Here is a 23781-nt window from a genome sequence, read left to right as displayed (position 1 = left end):
CCTTATTCTATTATCTTTGGCACTTCAATAGCACCATCTCTTAAGGATTTTACATTTTGCATAAGTTTCTTTTTATCCTCAAAAACCGTAGGAACATCTTTTCTAAACTCAGTATTAACTTCATCAAATTCATTAACATCTATATCAGATAAATCAACTTTATCTATAGTTTCAAAATGTCCAAGTATAGCCTCAAATTCCTTTGCAAGCTTCTCTGCCTCTTCCTCTGTAAACTTGAGCTTTGCAAGTTTAGCAATATACTTAACTGTATCTAAATCTACATGCTTATCACTCAAAATAATCACTCCTCGTTTTTTGGTATAGTCATTTATTTTTCAAACGACTATTAGCTTTTAAAACTTATATGAAAATTGTTAAAAATCTTAGAAGTTTCAATTTGTCTGAGCTTAGCGAGTTATTGAAATTCTTAGAGTTTTAATAATTTTGATATTTAGTTTTATACTTTTCATTTAATGTTTTAAAATAATATTATTTTACCTTTATGGTGTTATTCTCTTCATATCTCTTGGAAGAAGTGAAGCTTCTCTTATATTTTCAAGACCTAATATCTGCATTGTCATTCTTTCAAGTCCTATAGCAAATCCACCATGAGGAGGCATACCAAACTTAAAGTTTTCAGTGTAAAACTCAAATTCTTCAGCTTTAAAACCTTTTTTCTTTATATTTTCAACCAACATTTCATAATCATGTATTCTCTGACCACCAGTTGTTATTTCAAGTCCTTTATATATAAGGTCAAAACTCTTTGTTGCCCCCTCTATTTCAGGGTCAGGCATTGTGTACATAGGTCTCTTTGAAGCTGGATATTTTGTTAAGTATACAAAGTCGCTGCCATATGTCTTTTTAACATATTCTGAAAATAATCTTTCACCTTCAGCATTCAAATCACCTTTTGGAGATCTCTTTCCATATTCTTTATACACTATTTCTTGTGCTTCAGAAAGAGGTATTCTAGGTATTTTAACTTCATCTGGAAGCTCTATACCATACATTTCAAGTTCCCTCTTGCAGTTTTCTTTTAAATGCTTAAATAAATAATTCATAAATCCTTCTTCAAGATCCATTATTTCAGTTTCATCTTCTATAAAACCCATTTCAGCATCCAAACTTACATATTCATTTAAATGTCTATAAGTATTGTGAAGTTCAGCTCTATATGCATGACCAACCTCAAATACTTTTTCAAAGCCAACCCCAACCATCATTTGTTTATAAAACTGAGGACTCTGTGCTAAAAAAGCTCTGTGATCAAAATAATTAACAGTGAATAGTTCACTTCCCCCTTCAGTACCAGAAGCTAATATCTTAGGTGTATGAATTTCTGTGAACTTGTTTTCTCTTAAATATGCTCTAAAACATTCACATATTTCTTCTTGAATTTTAAAAACTGCCATTATTCTAGGTGCTCTTAAGCTCATATTTCTATGATCAAGTTGAACTTCAAGAGCTGCATTTATTTTTCTTCCATTTATATCAAAAGGTAACTTATCATAATAAGCCTTTCCTAAAATCTTAATTTCCTTTAGTTGAACTTCTATTCCGCCAGGTGCCTTCTCATTTTTGCTAAGTACACCAGAGGTTTCAACTGACATTTCGTTTCTTAGTCCTTCTAATTGTTCTTTAGTAGCAACAAGCTGCATAATTCCAGTTTTATCTCTTAGCTTAATAAAGTTTACATGACCAAGATCATATATTTTATGAATCCATCCTTTTAAAACTACTTCTTCTCCTTCTTTCATATCAAGTGCATCTTTAACGTACAATTTTTTCATGTTATAAAACCTCCATTTTTATGAAAAATAAAAATCCGCCCCTATACTAAAAAGTATAGGGGCGGATATATTCGCGGTGCCACCCTAATTAGCCGAAGCCATCTCAAACTCGGTACGGGTAAATTCTATAAATAAAAGTTGCTTTTAATAACTTTAAAACTTACCGATACTTATTCCTTTTAACGGTGGACAGCCGTTTAAGCCTACTTTCCAAATTTCAAAATTAGATTTGGGTTAACTACTCCAGGATGTTCTTCCAAATAACTATACTGCCGGTTTCTCAGCCCCCCGACTCTCTGAAAGTTTCGTTAAATGTACTCTTCCCTTCATCATCATTTTTGCATACATATGCGCTCATATTCAATAATATAAAATTATTATACACTTTATTAAAATTATAATCAATATAAAGTTTAATAATTTTTGCATATTTTAAGCTTTATTTGCTTCATATTTTATATTTTTACAACATTTATATCTTATTGCATTATAAATGTGTAATGGTTCAAAATTCATAAAGGATTGTTTTTCAATATAATAGTTTGATTTAATCGTCTGCAGTGGTAAAAACCTTTTAAGCTCTTTTTTTCCATTCCATACTACTATTAAATCTAAGCTGCTTACAAATTCAAACCTTTCATCATTGTAATTATTTTTATAGTTATAACTTGAAATTTTATTATCTATATCCCATATTATACTATAGTTTACTAAAACATTTACTTTTACTCCATCCCCCTTAGTTCTACCTTGAGCAAATTGAAGAAGTTCATTTGGAAAATATGCAGATTCCGTATTCCCTACTACAAGTAGCTTAGCTCCCTTTAGTATAAGTCCATATGCAATTTCATCATAAAAATTATTAATACCATAAAAAGTAACTTCATTTATGCCTATATTAGAACATATATCATATACTTTAAATATATTCCTCAATAATTTTTCCTTTAAATTTATTTCCTCCAAACAATTATCTATAACAATACCAACATGAGAAGGTATATTAAGCATTTTATCACTTCCTCATTTTTAAACTTATAAAATCCTCATCTAAAGTAAACACATATTATCAAAATAAGCTTAAAAATTTTCCATATAAATTTTGTCCCTTTGATATAAAATATATATTTATATCTTATTATGTGAATTTAAACATATATTTATTTATAAAAAACTTATGTTTAAAAAAAATGTTGATCAAAATTTATATTCAAAGTCTATAAAAATAAAAACAGCAGATAATTTTGCACAAAAAACAAAATCATCTACTGTTCTTTTCCATAAAGCTATTTACATATTTTACTTATAAGTTCATCATAATCTTTATTATCACATATATATTTTTCTGCAGTGCCATTTTCAAGATTCTCTACAAGATCAAGATCTATAGGCATTTCAGATAAAAGTGGTAAATCTAAATATCTAGCTTGTTCCTCAGCTGATTTTTTACTGAAAACCTTCATTTTTTCACCACATTTTTCACATTTAATATATGACATATTTTCAACAACACCCAATATATTGACATTTAGTTTTTGAGCCATTACAACTACCTTTTTAACAATCATAGAAACCATATCCTGAGGTGTTGAAACTATAACCATACCATCCAAAGGAATTCCCTGCATAACAGTAAGTGCAACATCTCCAGTTCCAGGTGGCATATCAATAAGTAAATAATCGAGATCTCCCCACTCAGCATCAACGTACATTTGATTTAATACATTGTTTATTACAGGTCCTCTCCATATAACCGGCTGATCTTCACTTTCAATCATTAAATTTAAAGACATTACCTTTATTCCAAGTTCTGTTTCAGCAGGTATGAATTTTACCTCTTCGCTTCCCTCTTTTTGCACTATAAGATTTCTTTTATTGTTTATTCCCAGTATTCTTGGCATTGATGGTCCTGTTATATCTCCATCAAGTACTCCAACTTTATATCCGGCTTTGGCAAGTTTTACAGCGATTATACCCGTAATCGTAGATTTTCCAACGCCGCCTTTACCGCTTATTACTCCTATTATTTTTTTAAGTTTACCGTATTTACATTCAATCTTGTTACAGCCTTTATCCTTTTTATTGCAATTCTTACTACTTGCACAATTATCACAATTACTCATAAGTTTTCCTCCTGATTATATTTAAAAATTTGCTGGCTGACTATCTGATATAGAAATAGTCCAGGAATATTTGCCTTTATCATACGAGCATACAGCATAATACACCTTTTGAATCATAGTCTTATTGTCATAAAAAGTTATTTTACATTTGTATGCATCAGTTTTATATCCTCGTGTTTCAACTTTTTCAACAATATCTGTAGATACTTTATCATCCTTTATTATGCTAGCATTACTTGGAAGCTTCTTTTTAAAATCTTCAATGTCTGTTGACAATATATACTTTAATGCATTTACATCATCTTTAAAGTTAATGCCTATAGTTTTATTTTTGTCCACTCCAGAACTCTCATATTGATTAAGTGCTTGCAAAATCATAGGATAATATACTTTATTAAAATTATTTGGAAGCCTTTTAGCATCTATATCTAGAAAGTCTTTTATTATATCATTATCTATTCTTCCAGAAACTATATATTTTTTCTTGTTATTATATAAGTTTCCACCATCCTTTTTATCAATGCCTGCTATATAATAAAAGCTATCGTATTTAACTTTATCGCTTTTATATAAATCGAATATGTAATCTGGATCTAATGTTGACTTTTGGGAAGCAATTTTAGCACTTGACAATATATCGTATATTTCATTTATCGTTTCTGGACTTGTAACTACAAATCTAAAACCCCTATCCCTTGTACTTTGTATTATTATTTTTCTTATCTTTCCTTGCTTCATATAATTAAAATCTTCATTTTTCAACCCCATTTTAACTTGAATTTTATCTACCTTCTCACATGCCGAAGTAGAGAAAATAAGCAATATAAGTATGAAAAAAGATACAAGCCTTTTTAACCTCAAATAAATTCCTCCTAAAACAAAATAGAAGAAGCCTTAACTTCTCCTATGATTATAATACTTAAAGTTTTTTTTATCAATAAAATTAATGTTAATAATTTAAGGTTTCCACTATAGCCTTAAACACAGATTTCATATTAGTGGTATAGCCTTTACTATTCGTATAAAATGAAAATCTTATAAATTTATTATCGTGTTCTATAAAGTACTCAATTGCTTTAAACCTTTTATTTTCTTTATTTATAAGCGTATATTCAATTATATAACCTTTTTCATTTTTTACTGATATTTCATTTATTGTATACTGCTCAATGTTATTTTGTTTTTCAGATACTTCTTTGCTTGTATTAAGAAAAGTTTTTAAATCCTGGCTTTTATTCCATACCTCTACAAATCCCCATACAGAGTTATCCGAAGCTCTAAAATCATTGTGATAAAGTATTTCATTTCCTCCAAACTTTTCAATGTTTGTCTTCCATTTAGCTGGGAGCATATAATTTATGTTTAAACTATTAACACTGTATTTCTTTAATTGTCCCATATTGCTTTGAATATACGCTGTAGATCTAATTCTACTGCTAAGATTACTTCCAACCCCAAACAAAACAAGCATAAGTCCTACTACAATTACGATTCCACCTAGTTTTCTCCCGTTTATAATTACAAACTTCATAATCTAATTCACCTCAGTATTTTATCTTTGAGGTACCAGTATCGCAGCATTTTTAAAATCATAGAACATAAGCCAGCATCCAGTATCGTCGTAATCTTCTTTACCTTTTTCAATTGGAACCCATGATACAAAGCCTGTTCTACCACCAAAAGGTTGATCAAACTTATTTTTAGTTCCTAATATTCCATACACAATGTATTTCATCTTTCCTTTATTATCATATTTATATCCCACAAAATAATATCCGCTTTTCTGAATATATGGATAATATGCCATCATAGGATAATACAAAAGTGCATATTTGTTATAATCCTCCTTATGGTGTTTATGTTTTCTGTAATCCATTGGAATCCTATACCATCTACAACATCTTACATCTTCAAAGATTTTTCCCAAATCTTCAAATTCATCTGCTAACTTTTTAAAGAATTCTCCCGTTTTACCAATCGGATAGTCTTCACTTCTATTTGCTATAGGAATTTCATCCTGAACAGTATTTTCTTCTTGTGGTTCATCATGAGAATAGCACGGACACTTATTTTCCTCTTTTTGAACCTTTATTTCACTTTTTTCAATTTTTACCTCATTATTATTTTCTCTATTTTCATCTTTTACCTCATTATTATTTTCTCTATTTTCATCTTTTACCTCATTATTATTTTCTCTATTTTCATCTTTTACTTCATTATTATTTTCTCTATTTTCATCTTTTACTTCATTAGAGTTTATGTTTTTATTTTCTTCACAAATATCTTTCTTGGTATTCTCTATGATCTCTTCATACTTATCAAATATGTTATCACTTTCTTTTTTATCAGACTGCTTCTCCACACTGTCTGGATCTTTTTCTATTTTTCTCTCAACCGCTATTTTAGGGTTAACCTTATTAGTTTTAACTTCCTGTACTTTAATTTCTTCTTTTTTTACTTCTTCTACTTTAACCTCTGGTATTTTAACCTCTTTAACCTCCTGCTTTTTTACTTCTTCTACCTTAACCTCTGGTTTTTTAACTTCCATTATTTTGGAATCTAATGTTTTTGCAAAACTATTATTAGTTTCTTTATTTTTTTCATCAATTAAAGGATAGGTTTTCCAAGAATCTGGAATATCTGTAGCATTAAAGCCGCTCATTAGCACAACCATATCGCTGCCATTAAACTGTGATATTGCAGCACCAATAACTTTATCTATAGATATTCCACTTTTGCAACATCATTTTCATCATATTCTCTGGATATTTCTGACTTTCCATACTCATCAAGATTAAGTTCTCCTAATTTTATAAGTTTTTTTGTGTCTTTTTTATTGCACACAAGTATCATATGATAAGGCTTTGATGTGCTCTTCAAGTTTTGAACATAAAAAAAAACACTTTACATTTTCCATTTCTAGTTTCTATTTTAGTATAGCCTGTTGGAAGTTTATCTGAAGATATTCCGTGCCCTTTTTCATTTTCCTGAAGAATTATAAAACTTCTACTATAATTTCTTTTCTGGCTCAAATTACTTGTACCTCCATTAAATTTATACATTACTAATATATGAGGTACTTATCGTAAAAATGTACGAATATTTAAATAAGAGTAGAGAGTAAAGAGTAGAGAGTAGAGTGAAGGTTAATTTTCTGCTGACACAGAAAATTTTAAAACTTAATTGATAACGTTTTTACATTTTTACATAGTACAGTACAATAATTTATATATAATTGGATACACAAGTTAACATCTAAAATTCCGTAGGTACGGAGGAATTTTTTCCTTGTACTACCGTGGAGGCGAAATAATAGTGTTGAAGGAACGATTTAAAAAAACTCTAATAAATCTTGGTAGAAAAATCACAAAATACTTAGATGTTTCAATCTGCTTGAGCAACGCGAGTTATTGAAACATCTTAGGATTTTGTGATTTTTCCACCTTAGATTTATAGAGTTTTTTTAATGTTACGAAGCACTGTTATTGAGCTTATATATTTCATCTGCCAAGTGTCCAAACTCTTCTATTGAAAGCGTCTCTCCCCTTCTTTTGGGATCTATTCCGGCAAGTTCAAATATAGTTTTCATATCATCACTTGATATCTTAAAGGTTTTAAGCGCATTCCAAAGAGTTTTTCTCCTCATATTAAATGAATCCCTAACAACTCTAAAAAATATTTTTTCATCCCTTACTTTTACTCTAGGCTCAGAAAGTTTTTCTAATTTTATTACAGTTGAATCAATTTTAGGCTCAGGAACAAATGATGATGGCTTAACATTTCTTACAATACTAGTATTACAATAATATTGGACTAGTATAGTTAATGCACCATATTCCTTACAATTTGGCTTTGAATTAATTCTTTCTGCAACTTCTTTTTGAATCATTATTATAAGTGATTTAAAATTATATTTTTCATTTAAAATTCTTGAAATTATAGGCGTAGTCACATAATATGGCAAATTTGCTACAAGTTTAACTGATTTTTCTTCTCCTATTATTTCGTTAAAATCAACTTTTAGTGCATCTTTATTTATAAGTTGAAAATTTTCTTCTTCTCCGATTTCCTTTTTTATAATTGGTATCAAATCCGAATCTAATTCAATAGCACATACCTTTTTGGCTTTTTTTAGAAGCTCTTTTGTAAGTGTTCCAACACCTGGTCCTATTTCTATAACTAGGTCTTCTTTATTTATATCTGAGCTTTGAATTATATCTTCGAGTACACTTACATCTATTAAAAAGTTTTGTCCTAAACTTTTAGAAAACTTAAAACCATACTTTTTTACAATCTCTTTAGTGTCTAATCTATCCATTCTTAATCTCCTTATCAGCTTTTTCTACCGCCTTTGAAAGTTCTTTCTTTGAGACTCCAAAGTTATTTAATCTTGATAAGAACTGTGCTCCATTAGCATATCCTATACCAAGTTCTCTTCCAACTAAATCTCTTCTTTCCTTAGCATTTTTATCGGCAACAAGCTTAAAAAACATCATATCTTCTATATTAAAAATTTCATTTTTTTCTTCAACTTCACATTTAGCATTTAAAAGAGCATTCATTATTGCCTCTGGAGAAGCATTTTCCACACCTATGTCACCATCTTTAATTCCATCTTTTTGAGATATACGCGCATGTTTTACTCCTTTAACTCTTTTAGTTATTATCTTTCTTATTTTTTCACCGGCAAAATCTGGGTCTGTAAATACAATTACACCCTTTCTCTTTTGCGCTTCTCTTATTTTATCTATTACTTTAGAATTTATACCAAAACCACCTACTGAGATAATTTCAGCATCAACTGCTTTTTTTACTGCAGATATATCATCTCTTCCTTCAACAACAATTACTTCTTTTATCATAAAAATTAATACTCCTTTACCTTCAAATATAAGGATTTATTTAGTACGTTTAGCTATATTTAAGAAAATATTGATATTTTACGTTATAATCCATTAATGACATAAACTTTTATGAGCATTTTCTTTAATATACCCAAGTATAAGTAAAAAAATTAGGAGCGTTAAAAGCTCCTAGTTTTTAAGTATATACACTTTAATGTTTCGTACACCCCAGTTATAACAATCTTTTTCACTTGAGAAGAATAAGTCCAACCTATTGCCTTTAATGGCACCGCCTGTATCCTCTGCAACCCCATAACCATAACCTGGAATATAAAGTTTTGAACCCAAAGGAATCACTCGCGGATCAACAGCTATCGAGCTGTAACCGTTTGTATCTCTCCTTACTCTTGAACCAGAGGCTGTTATACCAAACCCAAAATCATTTGTGTAAGCAGTTGCAACTACATCAATACTTTTTTCGTATAATACTCTTCCACCTCTATCAGGCTTTAAAACACCAAGAGTACCTATTTTTACAATCTGCTTTACAGGCTGCTTTATTAAATTTTCACTTACAATATTATTAGATACCTGAACGCCATCTTCATATACAATTTTTGTTGAAACTTCTTTTTGTCCAGCTTGCCCTTGCTGGATAATTTGCTTTTCATCATTTCCCATAGTGTTATCAGTTATAACTTCTGTTGCAAAACCGACTTCTTCATTATTTTTAACAATTTGAGAATTTACCCTTATAATGCATATTTTCATTTCTTTTTTCAACAGCGAATTCTTAGCCGGTTTAATTTTATCAATCTTGCTTAAAGTAATATGTTCCGCCTTTAACATATCCTGTATATTTTTTTCTGCGGATTTAATCTTAAGCACCTTTCCATCAACTGCAATATTAACATTTACAGCTCTTTTGATGGCTATTTTATCTCCGTCTCTTATATTCGTGTCCAAACTTGGTTGAACCTTGTCTTTTGGCCCTACTAGTATGTTATTGTTTTCTAAGGCTTCTTTTTCATTGCTTCTATAAGTAACAATTTGCTTGCTTTTACCATCAATCTTAACAGTTAATGTTTTTCGCATTGAAAAGCCAACTGCTGTAACAGCCAATGAAATTATTACTAAAAAGCCTATAAACGACAAAAGTACCCTAGTAGCATTTGAAAAGCTATTATTAAAGCGTAAACCTAGCTTATTTCTAACAATGCTTTTCATCTTTTCTAACATAGTAATACCTCCCCCAAAGGCAAAAGTCTTTAACATTATAACCCCAATATTGGAAAAATGTCAAATTTAATGCCACAATTAAATTTCTACACCCGGTAAAAATGCATGATATGCATAAAATAAATAAAAGTATAATAGCGTATAAAACTTAACCGGTATCCAATTTAATAGAGAGGACTGTATATAATTTTATATGTCACCTTTATAGGTATATGCTTTGTAATGAAATTTTAGAATAAATTGTTTTAAATAATTATGTTCTCATTTTACATCAATTTTATAACTTTAGCAAGTCTTTAACATTTTGTATTGTTTTCTCACTTACATTTATTGGTAAGATACTCTTTATATCTGCTATTTTCTTTATTATATCTTCTATATATTCAGATCTATTTCTTTTCCCTCTATTAGGTTCTGGTGCCATATATGGACAATCAGTTTCAACAAGCATTCTATCCATAGGTACCTCTTTAACAACTTCCACCACCTTTTTAGCGTTCTTAAAGGTAACAACACCAGTAAATCCTAAATAATACCCAAGTTTTAAACACTCTTTTGCAAATTCAACGCTTCCTGAAAAACAATGAATTTCTCCTTTTACATCTGGAAACTGCTTTATTATTTCAAGAGTATCACCATGTGCCTCTCTGTCATGTATTATAACTGGTTTTTTTAATTCTCTAGCAAGTTCCATTTGTTTTATAAATGCTTCTTTTTGAATTTCTTTAGGTGGATTTTCTTTATAGTAATAATCCAAGCCTATTTCACCAATAGCTTTAACTTTTGGATTTTTTGCAAGTTCTTTTATTTTATTTATAAGTTCTTCATTTACAGTATCAGCATATTCTGGATGGACACCAACTGCTGCATAAAAGAAATCATATTTATCTGCAAGCCCAACAGATTGTATCGATCCCTCTAAAGAGTCTCCACAATTCAAAACTCCAACAATTCCGTCTTTTTTTAATTCATCAATTACCTCATCTCTATCTCCATCAAATGCTTCATCGTTATAATGAGCATGTGCATCAAATATCATCATTTTTATTCCCCATTTCATATTTTGTATATGTATAATAAAATCACTGTAACCATGTCTAAATGTTTTACCTAAACAGATTAATACCTAACCCAATTTATTTTTAGGTGATATACTATAAAAATTTAATAAACTATATAAATTCTTACCCAAAATTCTGTAGGCACAGAGGAATTTTTTTCCTTGTACTACCGTGGGAGTGAAGGAACAATTTCAAAAAATTCTAATAAACCTTGGCGAAAAAATCATAAAATACTTAGAGATTTCAATCTGTTTGATTGCTAGCGAGTATAAACATACGCGTGGCGTATACGCCCAAACCCCGCGTATGTTTATGTGACGAAGCATTGTTACTTTGCATTTGCATTATTTTTTCCACAAACCATGTACATTGCAATATTCCCTTGCATATAAAACTTCTTCGTCAATTTTAAATTCTGCCTGTGGTTTTTCACCAGGTTTTAGATATTTTCTATATACTTTATTTTCAGTATGAATTTCTATCCATTCAATATGATGTTCTTGAAGCATAGGATGCTCAACTTCTCCAACCTTAACCAAAACACCACCTTCTATTTTTTCAATAACAGGAACGTGTTTTTCAACAGCAGCATCTACTGTATTTTCAGAAACAAGCATCATAGGCTTTCCACAACAAACAAGAGTTCCTCCAGCTTTATGAAGGACTTCAATCATATTACCACATATAGGGCATTTATAAATTTGTTTAAATTCTGTCATTGTATCCCTCCTAAATATTTTATTTATATAAATTATACCAAAACCATAAGCTTTTTTCATTAAAATCCAAAACTTTGTACAATTTCACTTTTTATTTTGAATTAATCCACATAAACTACAAACACTATGATTAATAGATATTATTATATGCATAAAAATTCACTTTAAACATTATTTATCTTATTATACGAGGAGTGATAATGATGTCAAGCAAAACGAAAATTTCCTATGGTCCAAATGAAAGAGATTATCTTGAACAGAATGCAAAAATAATAAAGTCATATTCAAAACATGATTACACTAAGCTTCCAGATCCAGTTAGGGATCCAATAGTATCAAATAATATCTCCAATGCAGAATTTGATTACACCTACAATGAAGGAAAAGATATAAAAGAATAGTATCTCAAAATATTAAATGGGGCTGTTGCACTAAATATATTTTCGGTCATAGTTTAGAAATATTGCGAAGTAATAACTAATTTTTTTCGCCTAAAAAGAAGGCGAAAAAGCTAAGGGTGAAGGGTTTTAACTTGCTCTGCTCGCTAAAAGGTGAACTTTTTTACCTTCAGTAAAAAGTTAATGATGATTTTCTTCCGTTTTACTACAGAAAATCTTTAATTTATTTATTTTTCCGTAGCGAAGAGAAGGAAAAATCACCTTAACTTTTGGCTTTAGACGAAAAGTTCACCTTTGACATGCAAAGCATCGTCAAACCCTTCACTTTTTCACATAAGTGAAAAAGTTAGTCTTTTAACGAGCAAGGCAAGTTAAAACCCTTAACTCGAATTAGTTCGCAATATTATTAGAGTGTAAAATTATATACGTGTAAATAAATTTAGGGGGGCTGTTATTAATGAGTACTTTAGAAAAGGCAAAAGAGATAAAAGATTGGATAGTTGAAATTAGAAGAGATTTTCATATGCATCCGGAACCATCCTTTGAAGAATATCGTACATCAAATGCTATAGAAAAAAGGTTAGAGGAACTTGGTATTGAAGTAAAACGTATAGGAAAAACAGGATTATTAGGTACAATTGTTGGAAAAGAACCTGGAAAGGTAATTGCGCTTAGAGCAGATATAGATGCTCTTTCAGTAGAAGAAGAAACAGGGCTTCCTTATTCTTCACAAAATCCTGGCTTTATGCATGCTTGTGGCCATGACACGCATGCTGCAATGCTTTTGGGAGCGGCTAAAATTATATCTGCAATGAAGGATGAGCTTAAGGGAACTGTTAAATTTATATTTCAACCAGCTGAAGAAGCTAGTGGTGGAGCAAAATCAATGGTCGATGGAGGCGTTTTAGAAAATCCAAAGGTAGACATGGTAGTTGGTATGCATATATTTTCAATGCTTGACAAGGGATACATAGTTGCTCAAGAAGGAAGTTTTATGGCTTCGGTTGATCAGTGGAAATTAAATATAAATGGTAAATCTTGTCATGGATCTTCTCCTTGGGAAGGACATGATGCTATAGTTTGTGCGGCTGCTATAATAAATGGACTTCAAACTATTGTGAGTAGAGTAAATGATGCAAGAAATCCAATAGTTATAAACATAGGAACAATGAATGCTGGAGAAAGATTTAATGTTGTTCCTGGAAAAGCTGTACTTACAGGTGCAAATAGAACATTTTCTCAGTATTCAAGAGAAATGATGCCAAAGTGGATGAAAAAAATTATAAAAAGTACTTGCGAAGCATATGATTGTGCTTATGATTTTGAATACTTATGGGGCTGCAATATAACTGAGAACAGTAAAGAGGTTACTGAATTTGTTAAAAAATCTGTCTCAAAAATTGTTGGCGAAAATAAAGTTATTGGCGCTGATAAAATAATGGGTTCAGAGGATTTTGGAGAATACTCAAGTAAGGTGCCAGGAATGATTATGATATTAGGCGGTGGAAATAAAGAAAAAGGAATTTGCTATTCACAGCATTCAAATCATTTCATGATAGATGAAGAAGTTTACCTATAGGTGCTGCAAGTTACGCTCAAGTAGTAGTGGATTTCTTAAAATAATTGAGCTTTGCTTTAAATAAGTGTTGTTCTTTAAACCTATTTAAAGCAAAGCTTCCTTTAGTTTATTTAGCTGCGTAAAAAGGCTAACTGGTGAAGTATATATCTGGATCGTTACTGAAGATGCGAAACCTAATAAGTAGAGAGGTGGAAATATTATGGAAATATTAGATAAAGCAAATGAGATAAAAGAATGGATTGTTGAGTTAAGAAGAGATTTTCATATGTATCCAGAGCCATCCTTTGAGGAAATAAGGACCTCTGGAATAGTTGAACAAAAGCTTAAAGAAATGGATATTGAGGTTAAGCACATAGGTAAAACAGGAATTGTAGGAATACTTAGAGGAGATAAACCTGGAAAGGTAATAGGACTTCGTGCAGATATGGATGCGCTTTCAGTATATGAAGAAACAGGATTGCCATTTGCATCAAAAAAAGAAGGATTTATGCATGCTTGTGGTCATGATTCTCATATATCAATGTTGCTTGGAGCTGCAAAAATTTTTTATCAAATATGAGAGATAAAATCAGTGGTACAGTAAAATTTATTTTTCAACCTGCGGAAGAGGCTGCTGGCGGAGCAAAAGCAATGATTGCTGGAGGAGCCCTTGAAAATCCTAAGCTCGATATGATATATGGTATGCATATAGCATCTGCTGTTGAAGTTGGAAAAGTAATTGCTCAAGAAGGGCAGTTTATGGCCTCTGGTGATGAATGGAAATTGATTATAAGTGGGAAATCATGTCATGGGTCTTCACCTTGGGAAGGTCATGATGTAATGGTATGCACTGCAGCTGTAATAAATGGACTTCAAGCAATTGTAAGTAGAGTAAATGATGCTAGAAATCCAATTGTAATAAATATAGGAACAGCTAATGGAGGAGAAAGATTCAATGTAGTGCCTGGAAAAATGACACTTACGGGAATGAATAGAACCTTCACTGAATATTCAAGAAAAATGATGCCAGAGTGGATGAAAAAAGTAATCAAAAGTATTTGTGAGTCCTATGATTGTACTTATGAATTTGAATATAAATTAGGTTTTGAAGTAACTATAAATGATGATAAAGCTACAGAGTTTGTAAAAAATTCTGTGAAAAAATAGTTGGAGAAGATAATATACTTGGAGCTGAAAAAGGCATGGGTTCGGAAGATTTTTCAGAGTATTTAAAATTGGTTCCAGGAATGATTATGATGCTTGGTACGAGAAATGAAGAAAAAAATTGTGTTTTTCCACAGCATTCAAATCATTACTTAATTGATGAAGATAGTCTTCCTATAGGAACAGCCTGCTATGTACAGGTTGCAATAGATTACTTGGTAGAGGAAAATTAAATAGGATAGATGGAGAAGCTGAAATGTTAAAATTACTAATATTTAATTCATATTGGCAAACTGGAATTTAGCGAGCACTATAGTGAAGGGTTTTAACTCACTTCGTTTGTTAAAAGACTAAGGTTTTCGCTATGCGAAAGGTGAAGGGTTTTACGGTGCTGTGCACGTAAAACACCTCATTTCTAGCAATGAGGTTTATTATACTATAAATTTTGTTTTTGAGGACATAATCAAATGTGGTACACTAAGACATTATCACTTTTCAATCATACTTTTCAAGTTGTCTATCTATAAAAATGTTTGACAAAACCAAAATACTATAATATAATGCAAGTTGAATTAGAAAAATTTTGCTAATTGCTGAGAACGGGCAAAGTACTAAAGGAAAATAGTAAAAGAGAGCAGGGTATGGTGTGAAACTGTACTATTAATTTAGGAAAAATCCCCCGGGAGCTGGAGACTGAAATCACAGTAAGTTTTCTCGTAGTTCTGCGTTAAAGAATAGAGTATTATTGTGCTCGAAATTTAAAACTATTTAGGTGGTATTGCGAATTTAACTTCGTCCTATTGAGGACGGAGTTTTTTTATTTATACAAAAAAGAAGGGAGATATTTCGATGTATAAAAAAGTTGATGCAGAAAAGTCGTTTGTCGACATGGAAAAAGATACCCTCAACATGTGGAATGAAAAAGACATTGTTAAAAAAAGTTTTGAATTAAATCAAGATGGAGAATACTTTACTTTTTATGATGGACCTCCTACAGCAAATGGAAGACCTCATGTAGGGCATGTTTTAACTAGAGTAATGAAAGATATTATTCCTAGATATAAGGTAATGAGAGGTTATAAAGTTTTACGAAAAGCAGGCTGGGATACTCACGGACTTCCTGTAGAGCTTGAAATAGAAAAGAAACTTGGAATTTCAGGAAAACCTCAAATCGAAGAATATGGTGTTGAAAAATTCGTTAAGGAATGTAAAGAAAGTGTATTTTCTTATGTAAGCTTGTGGAAGGATATGTCTGAAAAGCTTGGATTTTGGGTTGACATGGATAATCCTTATGTAACATATCACAATGATTATATAGAATCAGTATGGTGGGCACTTAAACAAATGTGGGATAAAGAACTTTTATATAAAGGACATAAAATTGTTCCATATTGCCCAAGATGCGGAACAGCACTTTCATCACACGAAGTTGCACAAGGATATAAGGATGTAAGAGAAGCTACAGCTTTTGTTAAATTCAAGGTAAAAGGTGAAGAAAATAAATATATATTAGCATGGACAACTACTCCATGGACACTTCCAAGTAACGTGGCACTTGCAGTAAATAAAAGCTATGATTATGTTGAAGTTGTAAACAATGGAGATCATTTAATACTTGCAAAGCAGCTTTTAAGTGTGCTAGAAGGAGAATACGAAGTAGTCGATGAATTCAAGGGTGAAAAACTTCTTGGAGTTGAATATGAACAGTTATTTAAATATGCAAAGGTTGATAAGAAGGCTTTCTATGTTGTTCATGGAGACTTTGTAACTCTTACAGATGGTACTGGAATAGTTCATATAGCACCAGCTTATGGTGAAGACGATAATATTCTTGGAAAGAAAAATGATTTGCCACTTGTGAACTTGGTTGATGCTGAAGGTAAATTTGTTGATGCTGTTGAACCTTGGAAAGGTCTATTTGTAAAGAAAGCAGATCCAAAGATTCTTGAGTATATGAAAGAAAATGGAACTTTATATAAATCAGAAAAGTTCACTCACTCATATCCACACTGCTGGAGATGTGATACACCACTTTTATACTATCCAAAGGACAGCTGGTTTGTAAAAATGACATCTCTTAGAGATAAACTTGTTGAGAACAACAACAAAATTCACTGGTATCCAGACAACATAAGAACAGGAAGATTTGGAAAGTTTGTAGAAAATGTAATAGACTGGGGTATAAGCAGAGACAGGTACTGGGGTACTCCACTTCCAATATGGGAATGTGAATGTGGTCATAGAGAATGTATAGGCAGCATTGCAGAACTTAAAGAAAAAGGAATTAACGTTCCAGATAATATAGAACTTCATAAGCCATATATCGACGAAGTTAAGCTAAAATGTCCAAAGTGCGGAAAACCTATGACAAGACAGCGTGAAGTTATAGACTGCTGGTTTGATTCAGGATCAATGCCTTTTGCACAGCATCATTATCCATTTGAAAATAAAGAAGTGTTTGAAAAAACTTATCCAGCACAATTTATTTCAGAAGCTGTCGACCAAACAAGAGGATGGTTCTATACATTACTTGCAATATCAACTGCTATATTTGATAGAAGTTCTTTTGAAAACTGTATAGTTTTAGGTCACGTACTTGATAAGAATGGTCTTAAAATGTCAAAGCATAAAGGAAATGTTGTAGACCCATTCCAGGTACTTGAGCATGAAGGCGGAGATGCTTGCAGATGGCATTTCTACACAGCTAGTGCACCATGGCTTCCAACAAGATTTTCAGAAGAGGATGTAGCTGAAACACAAAGAAAGTTTATTGGAACCTTGTGGAATGTATATTCTTTCTATGTACTTTATGCTGAACTTGATAATTTTAACCCTGAAAAGTATAAAGATTTTGTTTCAGCTAATGTAATGGATAAGTGGATAATTTCTAAACTTAACACTTTAATAAAAGAAGTAAGCCATGATCTAGATACCTATGGAATAACTCAAGCTGCTCTTGCAATAGAAGAGTTTGTAGATAGGCTTTCAAACTGGTATGTAAGAAGAAACAGAGCAAGATATTGGACTACTGAACTTACAGATGATAAGATAGGAGCATATGTAACACTATACAATGTTCTTGTAACATTATCAAAAGTTTTAGCACCATTTACTCCTTTTGTAACTGAAGAAATTTATCAAAGCCTTGTGGTAAGTATTGATAAAGATGCTGTTTCAAGTATTCATCTTTGCAAATGGCCAGAATACAATGAAAAGCTTGTTGATAAAGAATTAGAAGGGCACATGGAACTTGCTTATAACATTGTTAAACTTGGAAGAAGTGCAAGAAATGGAGCTAATATAAAGAACAGGCAGCCATTATTAGAAATGCTTATAAGCACTAAAGCACTTCCAGACTATTATGGAGATATCATAAAAGATGAACTTAATGTTAAAAAGGTCGAATTTGGAGCAGATCTTTCAAAATATGTTGAGTTTGAAATAAAACCTAACTTACCTGTACTTGGAAAGTCATATGGAAAATTAATTCCAGCAATAAGAAAAACACTTGCTTCAATGAATCAAATGGAACTTGCACAGAAGGTAAACGCTGGAGAAACTGTAAAGACTGATGTAAATGGAACAGAGATAGAGTTCAATAGCAGCAATCTTTTAGTTACCATGAGTGGACTTTCCGGCTTCGCTTTTGCAGGTCAAGGAGAAATAGGTGTAGTACTTGAGACAACTATAACTCCAGAACTTAGAGAAGAAGGTTTTGTAAGAGAAATATTAAGCAAAGTTCAAAACATGAGAAAAGAAAGTGGTTTTGAAGTTGCTGATAAAATTACTTTATACGTAGCAGGCAATGAAATGCTTGAAAGTGTTATAAAGAAATTTGAAGATAGCATTAAAAAGGAAACATTAGCATTAGAAGTTGTTTATGATGCTGAAAAATCATATACAGAATGTTCTATAAATGGTGAAAAGTTAAATATTTTTGTTGAAAGAAAATAAAATGATATAAAACATCATATAGTTTAGAATAGGGAAACAATACTGTGGTTAAAATATTTTGTATAAATCATATTTTGTATTGTTCCTATTATGTATAGACAAATAACTAAAAGGTTTGCAATTTAATAAGAAATATGGTATAAAAAATAGTATAATAGCTATAATTAGATATATTTGTAATTACAACTGTGTAAAATTGAAATATAGGAGTTGATTAATAATGGCTGCCTCTATTAAAGATGTTGCTAAAGAAGCGGGAGTATCAATAGCTACGGTTTCAAGAGTTTTGAATGATGTAGATGTTGTAAATGAAGAAACTAAGAAGAAAGTAATGATTGCAATAAAAAAATTAGATTATAGGCCTAATATAGTTGCTAGAAGTCTAAAAACTCAAAGGACAAGGACAATTGGAATTGTAATACCTGACATATCAAGTCAGTTTTATCCTGAAATTGTAAGGGGAGCTGAAGACGTATCTAATATATACAATTATAATGTAATATTGTGTAATACGGATTTAGATATGGAAAAAGAAAAAGAATACATAAGAGTACTAAAAGAAAAGATGGTAGATGGTGTTATATACATGAGTAGTTCTCTTGCACCTGAAATAATAACTTTACTTGAAAATTTAAAGTTACCTACAGTTTTGGTTGAAACTAGTGAAAAAGAAGGGGCAGAAACAGAGTTTTGCAGTGTAACTATTGATAATGAAAAGGCTGCATATGAAGCTGTTGACTATCTTATAAAAAAAGGAAATAGGCATATTGCATTTATAGGAGTAAGTCCTAAAGTAGCAAATGCTAGTGCTATAAGATTTGACGGATACAAAAAAGCACTTCAGGAAAATGGCATAGAATTCAATGAAGATTTAGTTCAATTTGGAGGACTTAAAGCTATAGATGGAAGCGATGGTATTTCAGCGATATTAAAGAAAGCTAAATTTGATGCTGTTTTCTGTGCTGGAGATGAAATAGCGATGGGAGCCATTAATACCTTAAGGGACAATAACATAAAAGTTCCAGATGATGTTGATGTTGTTGGATTTGATAACATATATACTTCTTCAATATTCTACCCAAAGCTTACAACAGTAGAGCAGCCTACTTATGATATGGGCTCTGTTGGAATGAGAATGCTCATAAAAATAATAAACAAAAAAGAACTCGATCACAAAAAATATATATTACCGCATACTCTCATAGAAAGAGATTCATGTAAAAAATAAGAGACTGTCGCACTAAAAGTTCATTCAATAATAATTTATAAATATTGCAAACTAATTTGAGTGAAGGGTTTTAACTAGCAGAGCAAGTTAAAACCCTTCACTATAGTTGCTTAATAATATTTGTAAATTACGGTTAAAAATAAATTTGATGCGACAACCTCTATTTTTTTAGTTTATATTGGATGGAAAACTTCTATCCATAACACTCTTTATATCTTTATCTGTCTTTAAAATTTTTATAAAAACGTCTACCATGTCTCCATCAAACTGTGTCCACTTACATTTTTCCAGCTCTGAAGCTGCCATTTCAATAGAACTAGGGTCCTTATAAGGACGTCTTGAAGTCATTACGTCAAAGGAGTCAGCAATTGTTATTATTTTAGCAAGATAAGGTATTTGATCACCAGAAAGTTTGCTTGGATATCCACTTCCATTATATTTTTCATGATGACAAAGCACTAACTTAGCTACGGGTTCTAAATTTTTAATTGACCTTAAAATATTATATCCTTTTTGAGGATGGCTTTTTATTATTTTAAATTCACTATCAGTGAGTTTATCTGGCTTTTCTAAAATATTATCCGGGATTCCAAGTTTGCCAATATCATGGAGCAGCGCAGCTTCTTTTAAAATTATCATATCTTTTTTGGATAAATTAAGGGCTTTTCCAAGTTTTAGGGCATAAATGCAAACTCTTTCTGTATGCATGTAGGTTACAGGAGACTTTGCTTCAATAGTGTTGATAAGGCAATTTACCATATGCAGCATATTGTTATGTTCTGTTTTTGATTTATTATATGTATAAATTGCAAACATTATAGCTAAAAGTGGAATTATAAATTGCAAGGTAACAGGTTCTAGAAACATAAATTAAGCCCTCCAGAATTTAAATTGTGGTTGATACTTGTATCATTATATAAAATTATATAGTTACCATGTTTAAAAATCAATTTAAATATGTATTTGAATAACTAAAAATATATGGTATAATGTTATAAGAATTGGTAAAATAAGGAATAAAATGTTTGCTATTTTAATATATATGGGGGAATGGGCATATGGATACTAGAACTAAGGTTAAGGAATTATTTTCTTATCTTTTAAGTGTTAAAAATATGGATGAAGAGGTAATAAGAAATATAAGTCAATATGATAAATTGTATTGGAAGCAGGAGTTTGAAAACAAAAATGGAGTTATTTTAAATAATGATGGTGAGGAAGAATGGCTGGCGGTTGGAAAAGAAAATAAAAAACTGTATGATTCCTTTTTTCAATTGTATTTATTAATACAAAAGAATAGTGAAAACATGGAAATTGTTTGGGGAAATCATATATTGGCATGGAATAAAGGCGATAAGAAAATACTTCATCCCATATTTACAACTAAAATGGAATTGAGCTTTGATGCGGAAAACGGAAAATTTTTATTAAAGCCATATGATAATAGGACTATTATGGAATTGGACATGCTTAGTGGAATGATTATACCTAACTCGGACAAGATAATTGAAATTAAAAACGGATTCGAAAATGGAATTACTGATGTAAGAGATATTAAAAATGTAAAAGAAATTTTATATAAGACAGTTCACTATTTAAGTGCTGAAATTAATCCAGAAGGAGAAATTAAGGAAAATATTGAGACCTTTAATGAAATTAAGGCAACTGAGTACCCTGTTTTTTATGATGCTTCTTTAATTATAGTTAGAAAAACCGACAGCAGACTTTGGAATAAAGAACTAAATAATATAATGGATGTTATTGATTTGGGTTATCCTATACCGCTTCCTATAAAAGCATTAGTAGAAACTGAAAAGATGGGGGAAATTGAGGAAGAAAATGAGGAATGGAAAAGCGTTGGTGAAAATTTACTTTTCCCATTACCAGCTAACGAAGAGCAAAAAGAAGTTGTAAAAAAGTTATGTGATAATTTTGGAGTTGTTGTTCAAGGTCCTCCGGGTACAGGCAAAAGTCATACTATAGTAAACTTAATATGTCATCTACTTGCTCATGGCAAAAGAGTACTTGTAACAAGCCAAACTGGACGAGCTCTTAAAGTTTTGTCTGATAAAGTGCCAGAGGAGATAAGACCTCTTTGCATGAGCCTTCTTGGAGATGATACAAAATCTTTAAAACAGCTAGATGATTCTGTTAGAAAAATAACTGAAAATTTATCATTAAATCCGGAAGATATAAATAAAGAAGTAATTCCATTAAAAAAGGAACTTTCAGATTGCAGAATGAAACAAAAAGTACTATACGAAAAAATTAAGGAAGCAGAGTGTATTGAGACTAAGAAACTAAATATTAAAGGTCAAATTTATACACTTATGGAAATTGCAAAATGGGTGAGAAAAAATGAGAATGAGCTCAATTGGATTGACGATGAAGTTTCAATGGATACAGATTGTCCAATCAATGATCAGCAATTTGCTCATTTTATATATCTGCTTAATAGCGTTAATAATAAGGATATAGGCAAAGTAAATAGTGCCCTAAAAGTTTTTTCTCAGCTTCCTCAATGTGATGAGGTTTGTAGTACTGTTGAAGATTATGTTGAACTTGAAAAGGAGTATTTTAAAAACAAAGAAAATATAAAAGGATGGTCTCTTCCATATGATGAAAAGGTAGATTACGATAAAGTAATTAATCTGCTTGATAAGGCCGAAGATAGGATGGAATTTATAGAAAAAAGTTGGCTTAAAGATCTTATGGTTTGTTATTATTCTAGTGAAGTTGAAAGACCGGCAATAAAGCATTTGTATGTTAAATCTTCGGAGTACATACGTCGTCTTTCAGATATACAAAGCAGGATAGTATCTCATAAAATAAAAATTTGTGAGGACAAGGATTTTGACAAGTTTGAGGCTGATTTTAAAAATATTTATTCCCATATAAAATCAAGTGGCAAGCTAAACAAGCTGTATAAAACACTTCACAGGGAGTACAGATACATCTTTAAGGGATGTCTCGTAGATAATAATACTATTGAATATGGTGAACAAGCGGAAACTGTAAAGCTTTATTTGGATAAAAAAGATATTGAAAAAGAATTGATGGAACTTTGGAACAGCAACGTTAAAAAGTTTAAAGGAGAAGAAATCAAGGAATTTGATGCAGATACCTTTGTAAAACTTGAAAGGGAGATTAAAAATCTTGGTGAAGTAGTAAATTGGAACATAAATTATAGAAGCAAAATTGTTGATAGTCTTGGGGAGATAACTTTTTTGAGTAATATAGATTGGTATAAGAAGGATACTTATTCTTATTTAAAAAGAGGGATCTTGAGCATTAGAAACATCAAAAATTATGAGAAAGAGAAGACTTACATAAGTGGAGTAACTAAAATGTGCAGAAACACTTATGGAATTGACTGTTTAACGGATGGAATTGATAAGAAAGATACGCAGAGGATAAAAAAGGCTTATGGCGAAATCCTGCGTTTAAAGGAACTTATTCCTGCTGTAAAGGAAATAAATATGTTTAAAAATAAACTTGAAGCAGCTGCACCTCTTTTTACAAGCAAACTTTTAAAGAGCAATAAGAGAGAAGCTTACAAAAATATATCACAAGCTTGGAAATGGAAGCAGATGAACGGATTTTTAAAGAAAGCCCATAATTTGAGGACAGATATTTTAGAGAAAAACATAGAAAATGAAAAGATAAAAGAAAAAAGTTCTTATTAAGGAAATTGTTGCAA

Annotated in this window: 23 protein-coding genes and 2 other annotated features; of the genes, 8 read left to right on the top strand and 15 right to left on the bottom strand. The window is 30.9% G+C overall.

Annotation, left to right across the window (positions count from 1 at the left end):
* Window positions 1-2 precede the first annotated feature (2 nt).
* The 14 genes from gatC to AGR56_RS12140 form a co-directional block, all read right to left on the bottom strand.
* Entirely contained in the window at window positions 3-296 is a 294-nt protein-coding gene (gatC, locus tag AGR56_RS12195) for an Asp-tRNA(Asn)/Glu-tRNA(Gln) amidotransferase subunit GatC (RefSeq protein ID WP_053242459.1), read from the bottom strand.
* A 204-nt stretch (window positions 297-500) separates the two neighbouring features.
* Window positions 501-1793 carry an aspartate--tRNA(Asn) ligase gene (gene aspS, locus AGR56_RS12190; RefSeq protein ID WP_053242458.1) on the bottom strand — a complete coding sequence of 431 codons (1293 nt, stop codon included), beginning with the start codon at window positions 1791-1793 and terminating at the stop codon, window positions 501-503.
* Window positions 1794-1847: 54 nt separating this feature from the next.
* Window positions 1848-2132, bottom strand: a binding site (T-box leader).
* Between the two features lie 93 nt (window positions 2133-2225).
* Window positions 2226-2804, bottom strand: a complete 579-nt coding sequence (locus AGR56_RS12185; protein ID WP_053242457.1) for an undecaprenyl diphosphate synthase family protein — start codon at window positions 2802-2804, stop codon at window positions 2226-2228.
* A 275-nt stretch (window positions 2805-3079) separates the two neighbouring features.
* Window positions 3080-3916, bottom strand: a complete 837-nt coding sequence (locus tag AGR56_RS12180) for an Mrp/NBP35 family ATP-binding protein (RefSeq protein ID WP_053242456.1) — start codon at window positions 3914-3916, stop codon at window positions 3080-3082.
* A gap of 21 nt (window positions 3917-3937) precedes the next feature.
* Window positions 3938-4777 carry a hypothetical protein gene (locus AGR56_RS12175; RefSeq protein ID WP_053242455.1) on the bottom strand — a complete coding sequence of 280 codons (840 nt, stop codon included), beginning with the start codon at window positions 4775-4777 and terminating at the stop codon, window positions 3938-3940.
* 88 nt (window positions 4778-4865) lie between these two features.
* Entirely contained in the window at window positions 4866-5447 is a 582-nt protein-coding gene (locus tag AGR56_RS12170) for a hypothetical protein (protein WP_053242454.1), read from the bottom strand.
* A 21-nt stretch (window positions 5448-5468) separates the two neighbouring features.
* The gene (locus AGR56_RS12165; protein WP_053242453.1) at window positions 5469-6590 is read right to left on the bottom strand and encodes a hypothetical protein; all 1122 of its coding nucleotides are present in this window, start codon (window positions 6588-6590) and stop codon (window positions 5469-5471) included.
* A 44-nt stretch (window positions 6591-6634) separates the two neighbouring features.
* Window positions 6635-6760, bottom strand: a complete 126-nt coding sequence (locus tag AGR56_RS22880) for a hypothetical protein (RefSeq protein WP_278279629.1) — start codon at window positions 6758-6760, stop codon at window positions 6635-6637.
* A gap of 32 nt (window positions 6761-6792) precedes the next feature.
* Window positions 6793-6948, bottom strand: coding sequence for a hypothetical protein (locus AGR56_RS21935; protein ID WP_242851433.1), 156 nt, complete (start codon window positions 6946-6948; stop codon window positions 6793-6795).
* Window positions 6949-7385: 437 nt separating this feature from the next.
* Window positions 7386-8234, bottom strand: a complete 849-nt coding sequence (gene rsmA / locus AGR56_RS12160; protein ID WP_053242452.1) for a 16S rRNA (adenine(1518)-N(6)/adenine(1519)-N(6))-dimethyltransferase RsmA — start codon at window positions 8232-8234, stop codon at window positions 7386-7388.
* Window positions 8227-8778, bottom strand: coding sequence for a ribonuclease M5 (rnmV, locus tag AGR56_RS12155; RefSeq protein ID WP_053242451.1), 552 nt, complete (start codon window positions 8776-8778; stop codon window positions 8227-8229). The genes rsmA and rnmV overlap by 8 nt, the downstream gene beginning before the upstream one ends.
* 171 nt (window positions 8779-8949) lie before the next feature.
* A complete protein-coding gene (locus AGR56_RS12150) occupies window positions 8950-9999 on the bottom strand; it encodes a G5 and 3D domain-containing protein (protein ID WP_053242450.1) in 1050 nt (349 codons plus the stop codon).
* A gap of 277 nt (window positions 10000-10276) precedes the next feature.
* On the bottom strand, window positions 10277-11038 hold the full coding sequence (locus AGR56_RS12145) for a TatD family hydrolase (protein ID WP_053243329.1): 762 nt from the start codon (window positions 11036-11038) through the stop codon (window positions 10277-10279).
* Between the two features lie 366 nt (window positions 11039-11404).
* Window positions 11405-11779: a desulfoferrodoxin gene (locus tag AGR56_RS12140; protein ID WP_053242449.1), complete on the bottom strand. Its 375-nt coding sequence runs from the start codon at window positions 11777-11779 to the stop codon at window positions 11405-11407.
* A gap of 203 nt (window positions 11780-11982) precedes the next feature.
* Between AGR56_RS12140 and AGR56_RS12135 the strand changes: the two genes are divergently transcribed.
* The 7 genes from AGR56_RS12135 to AGR56_RS12115 all read left to right on the top strand — a co-directional run bounded on the left by AGR56_RS12135 (window position 11983) and on the right by AGR56_RS12115 (window position 20081).
* A complete protein-coding gene (locus tag AGR56_RS12135; protein WP_053242448.1) occupies window positions 11983-12180 on the top strand; it encodes a hypothetical protein in 198 nt (65 codons plus the stop codon).
* Window positions 12181-12634: 454 nt separating this feature from the next.
* Window positions 12635-13756 (top strand): M20 family metallopeptidase, encoded by a 1122-nt coding sequence (locus AGR56_RS12130; RefSeq protein ID WP_242851432.1) that lies wholly within the window; start codon window positions 12635-12637, stop codon window positions 13754-13756.
* 199 nt (window positions 13757-13955) lie between these two features.
* Window positions 13956-14315, top strand: a complete 360-nt coding sequence (locus AGR56_RS22875) for a M20/M25/M40 family metallo-hydrolase (RefSeq protein ID WP_278279628.1) — start codon at window positions 13956-13958, stop codon at window positions 14313-14315.
* Complete coding sequence (locus AGR56_RS12125) at window positions 14312-14902, top strand: amidohydrolase (RefSeq protein ID WP_278279627.1); 591 nt, start codon at window positions 14312-14314, stop codon at window positions 14900-14902. The genes AGR56_RS22875 and AGR56_RS12125 overlap by 4 nt, the downstream gene beginning before the upstream one ends.
* A gap of 35 nt (window positions 14903-14937) precedes the next feature.
* On the top strand, window positions 14938-15132 hold the full coding sequence (locus tag AGR56_RS21930; RefSeq protein WP_242851431.1) for a hypothetical protein: 195 nt from the start codon (window positions 14938-14940) through the stop codon (window positions 15130-15132).
* 353 nt (window positions 15133-15485) lie between these two features.
* Window positions 15486-15702: a binding site (T-box leader), on the top strand.
* Window positions 15703-15748: 46 nt separating this feature from the next.
* Window positions 15749-18853 (top strand): isoleucine--tRNA ligase, encoded by a 3105-nt coding sequence (gene ileS / locus AGR56_RS12120; RefSeq protein WP_053242447.1) that lies wholly within the window; start codon window positions 15749-15751, stop codon window positions 18851-18853.
* Between the two features lie 220 nt (window positions 18854-19073).
* Window positions 19074-20081 (top strand): LacI family DNA-binding transcriptional regulator, encoded by a 1008-nt coding sequence (locus AGR56_RS12115; RefSeq protein ID WP_053242446.1) that lies wholly within the window; start codon window positions 19074-19076, stop codon window positions 20079-20081.
* 168 nt (window positions 20082-20249) lie between these two features.
* On the opposite strand, the gene AGR56_RS12110 is transcribed toward AGR56_RS12115, so the two are convergent.
* The gene (locus tag AGR56_RS12110; RefSeq protein ID WP_053242445.1) at window positions 20250-20948 is read right to left on the bottom strand and encodes an HD-GYP domain-containing protein; all 699 of its coding nucleotides are present in this window, start codon (window positions 20946-20948) and stop codon (window positions 20250-20252) included.
* Window positions 20949-21139: 191 nt separating this feature from the next.
* On the opposite strand from AGR56_RS12110, the gene AGR56_RS21925 reads away from it, so the two are divergent.
* Window positions 21140-23767 (top strand): AAA domain-containing protein, encoded by a 2628-nt coding sequence (locus AGR56_RS21925; RefSeq protein ID WP_242851430.1) that lies wholly within the window; start codon window positions 21140-21142, stop codon window positions 23765-23767.
* The last annotated feature ends 14 nt before the right edge of the window (window positions 23768-23781 follow it).

It is taken from the genome of Clostridium sp. DMHC 10, assembly GCF_001270375.1.
GTDB classification, from domain to species: domain Bacteria; phylum Bacillota; class Clostridia; order Clostridiales; family Clostridiaceae; genus Clostridium_S; species Clostridium_S guangxiense.
The sequence above is the reverse complement of the archived record's forward strand: the minus strand, read 5'-3'. Positions and strand labels throughout refer to the sequence as shown.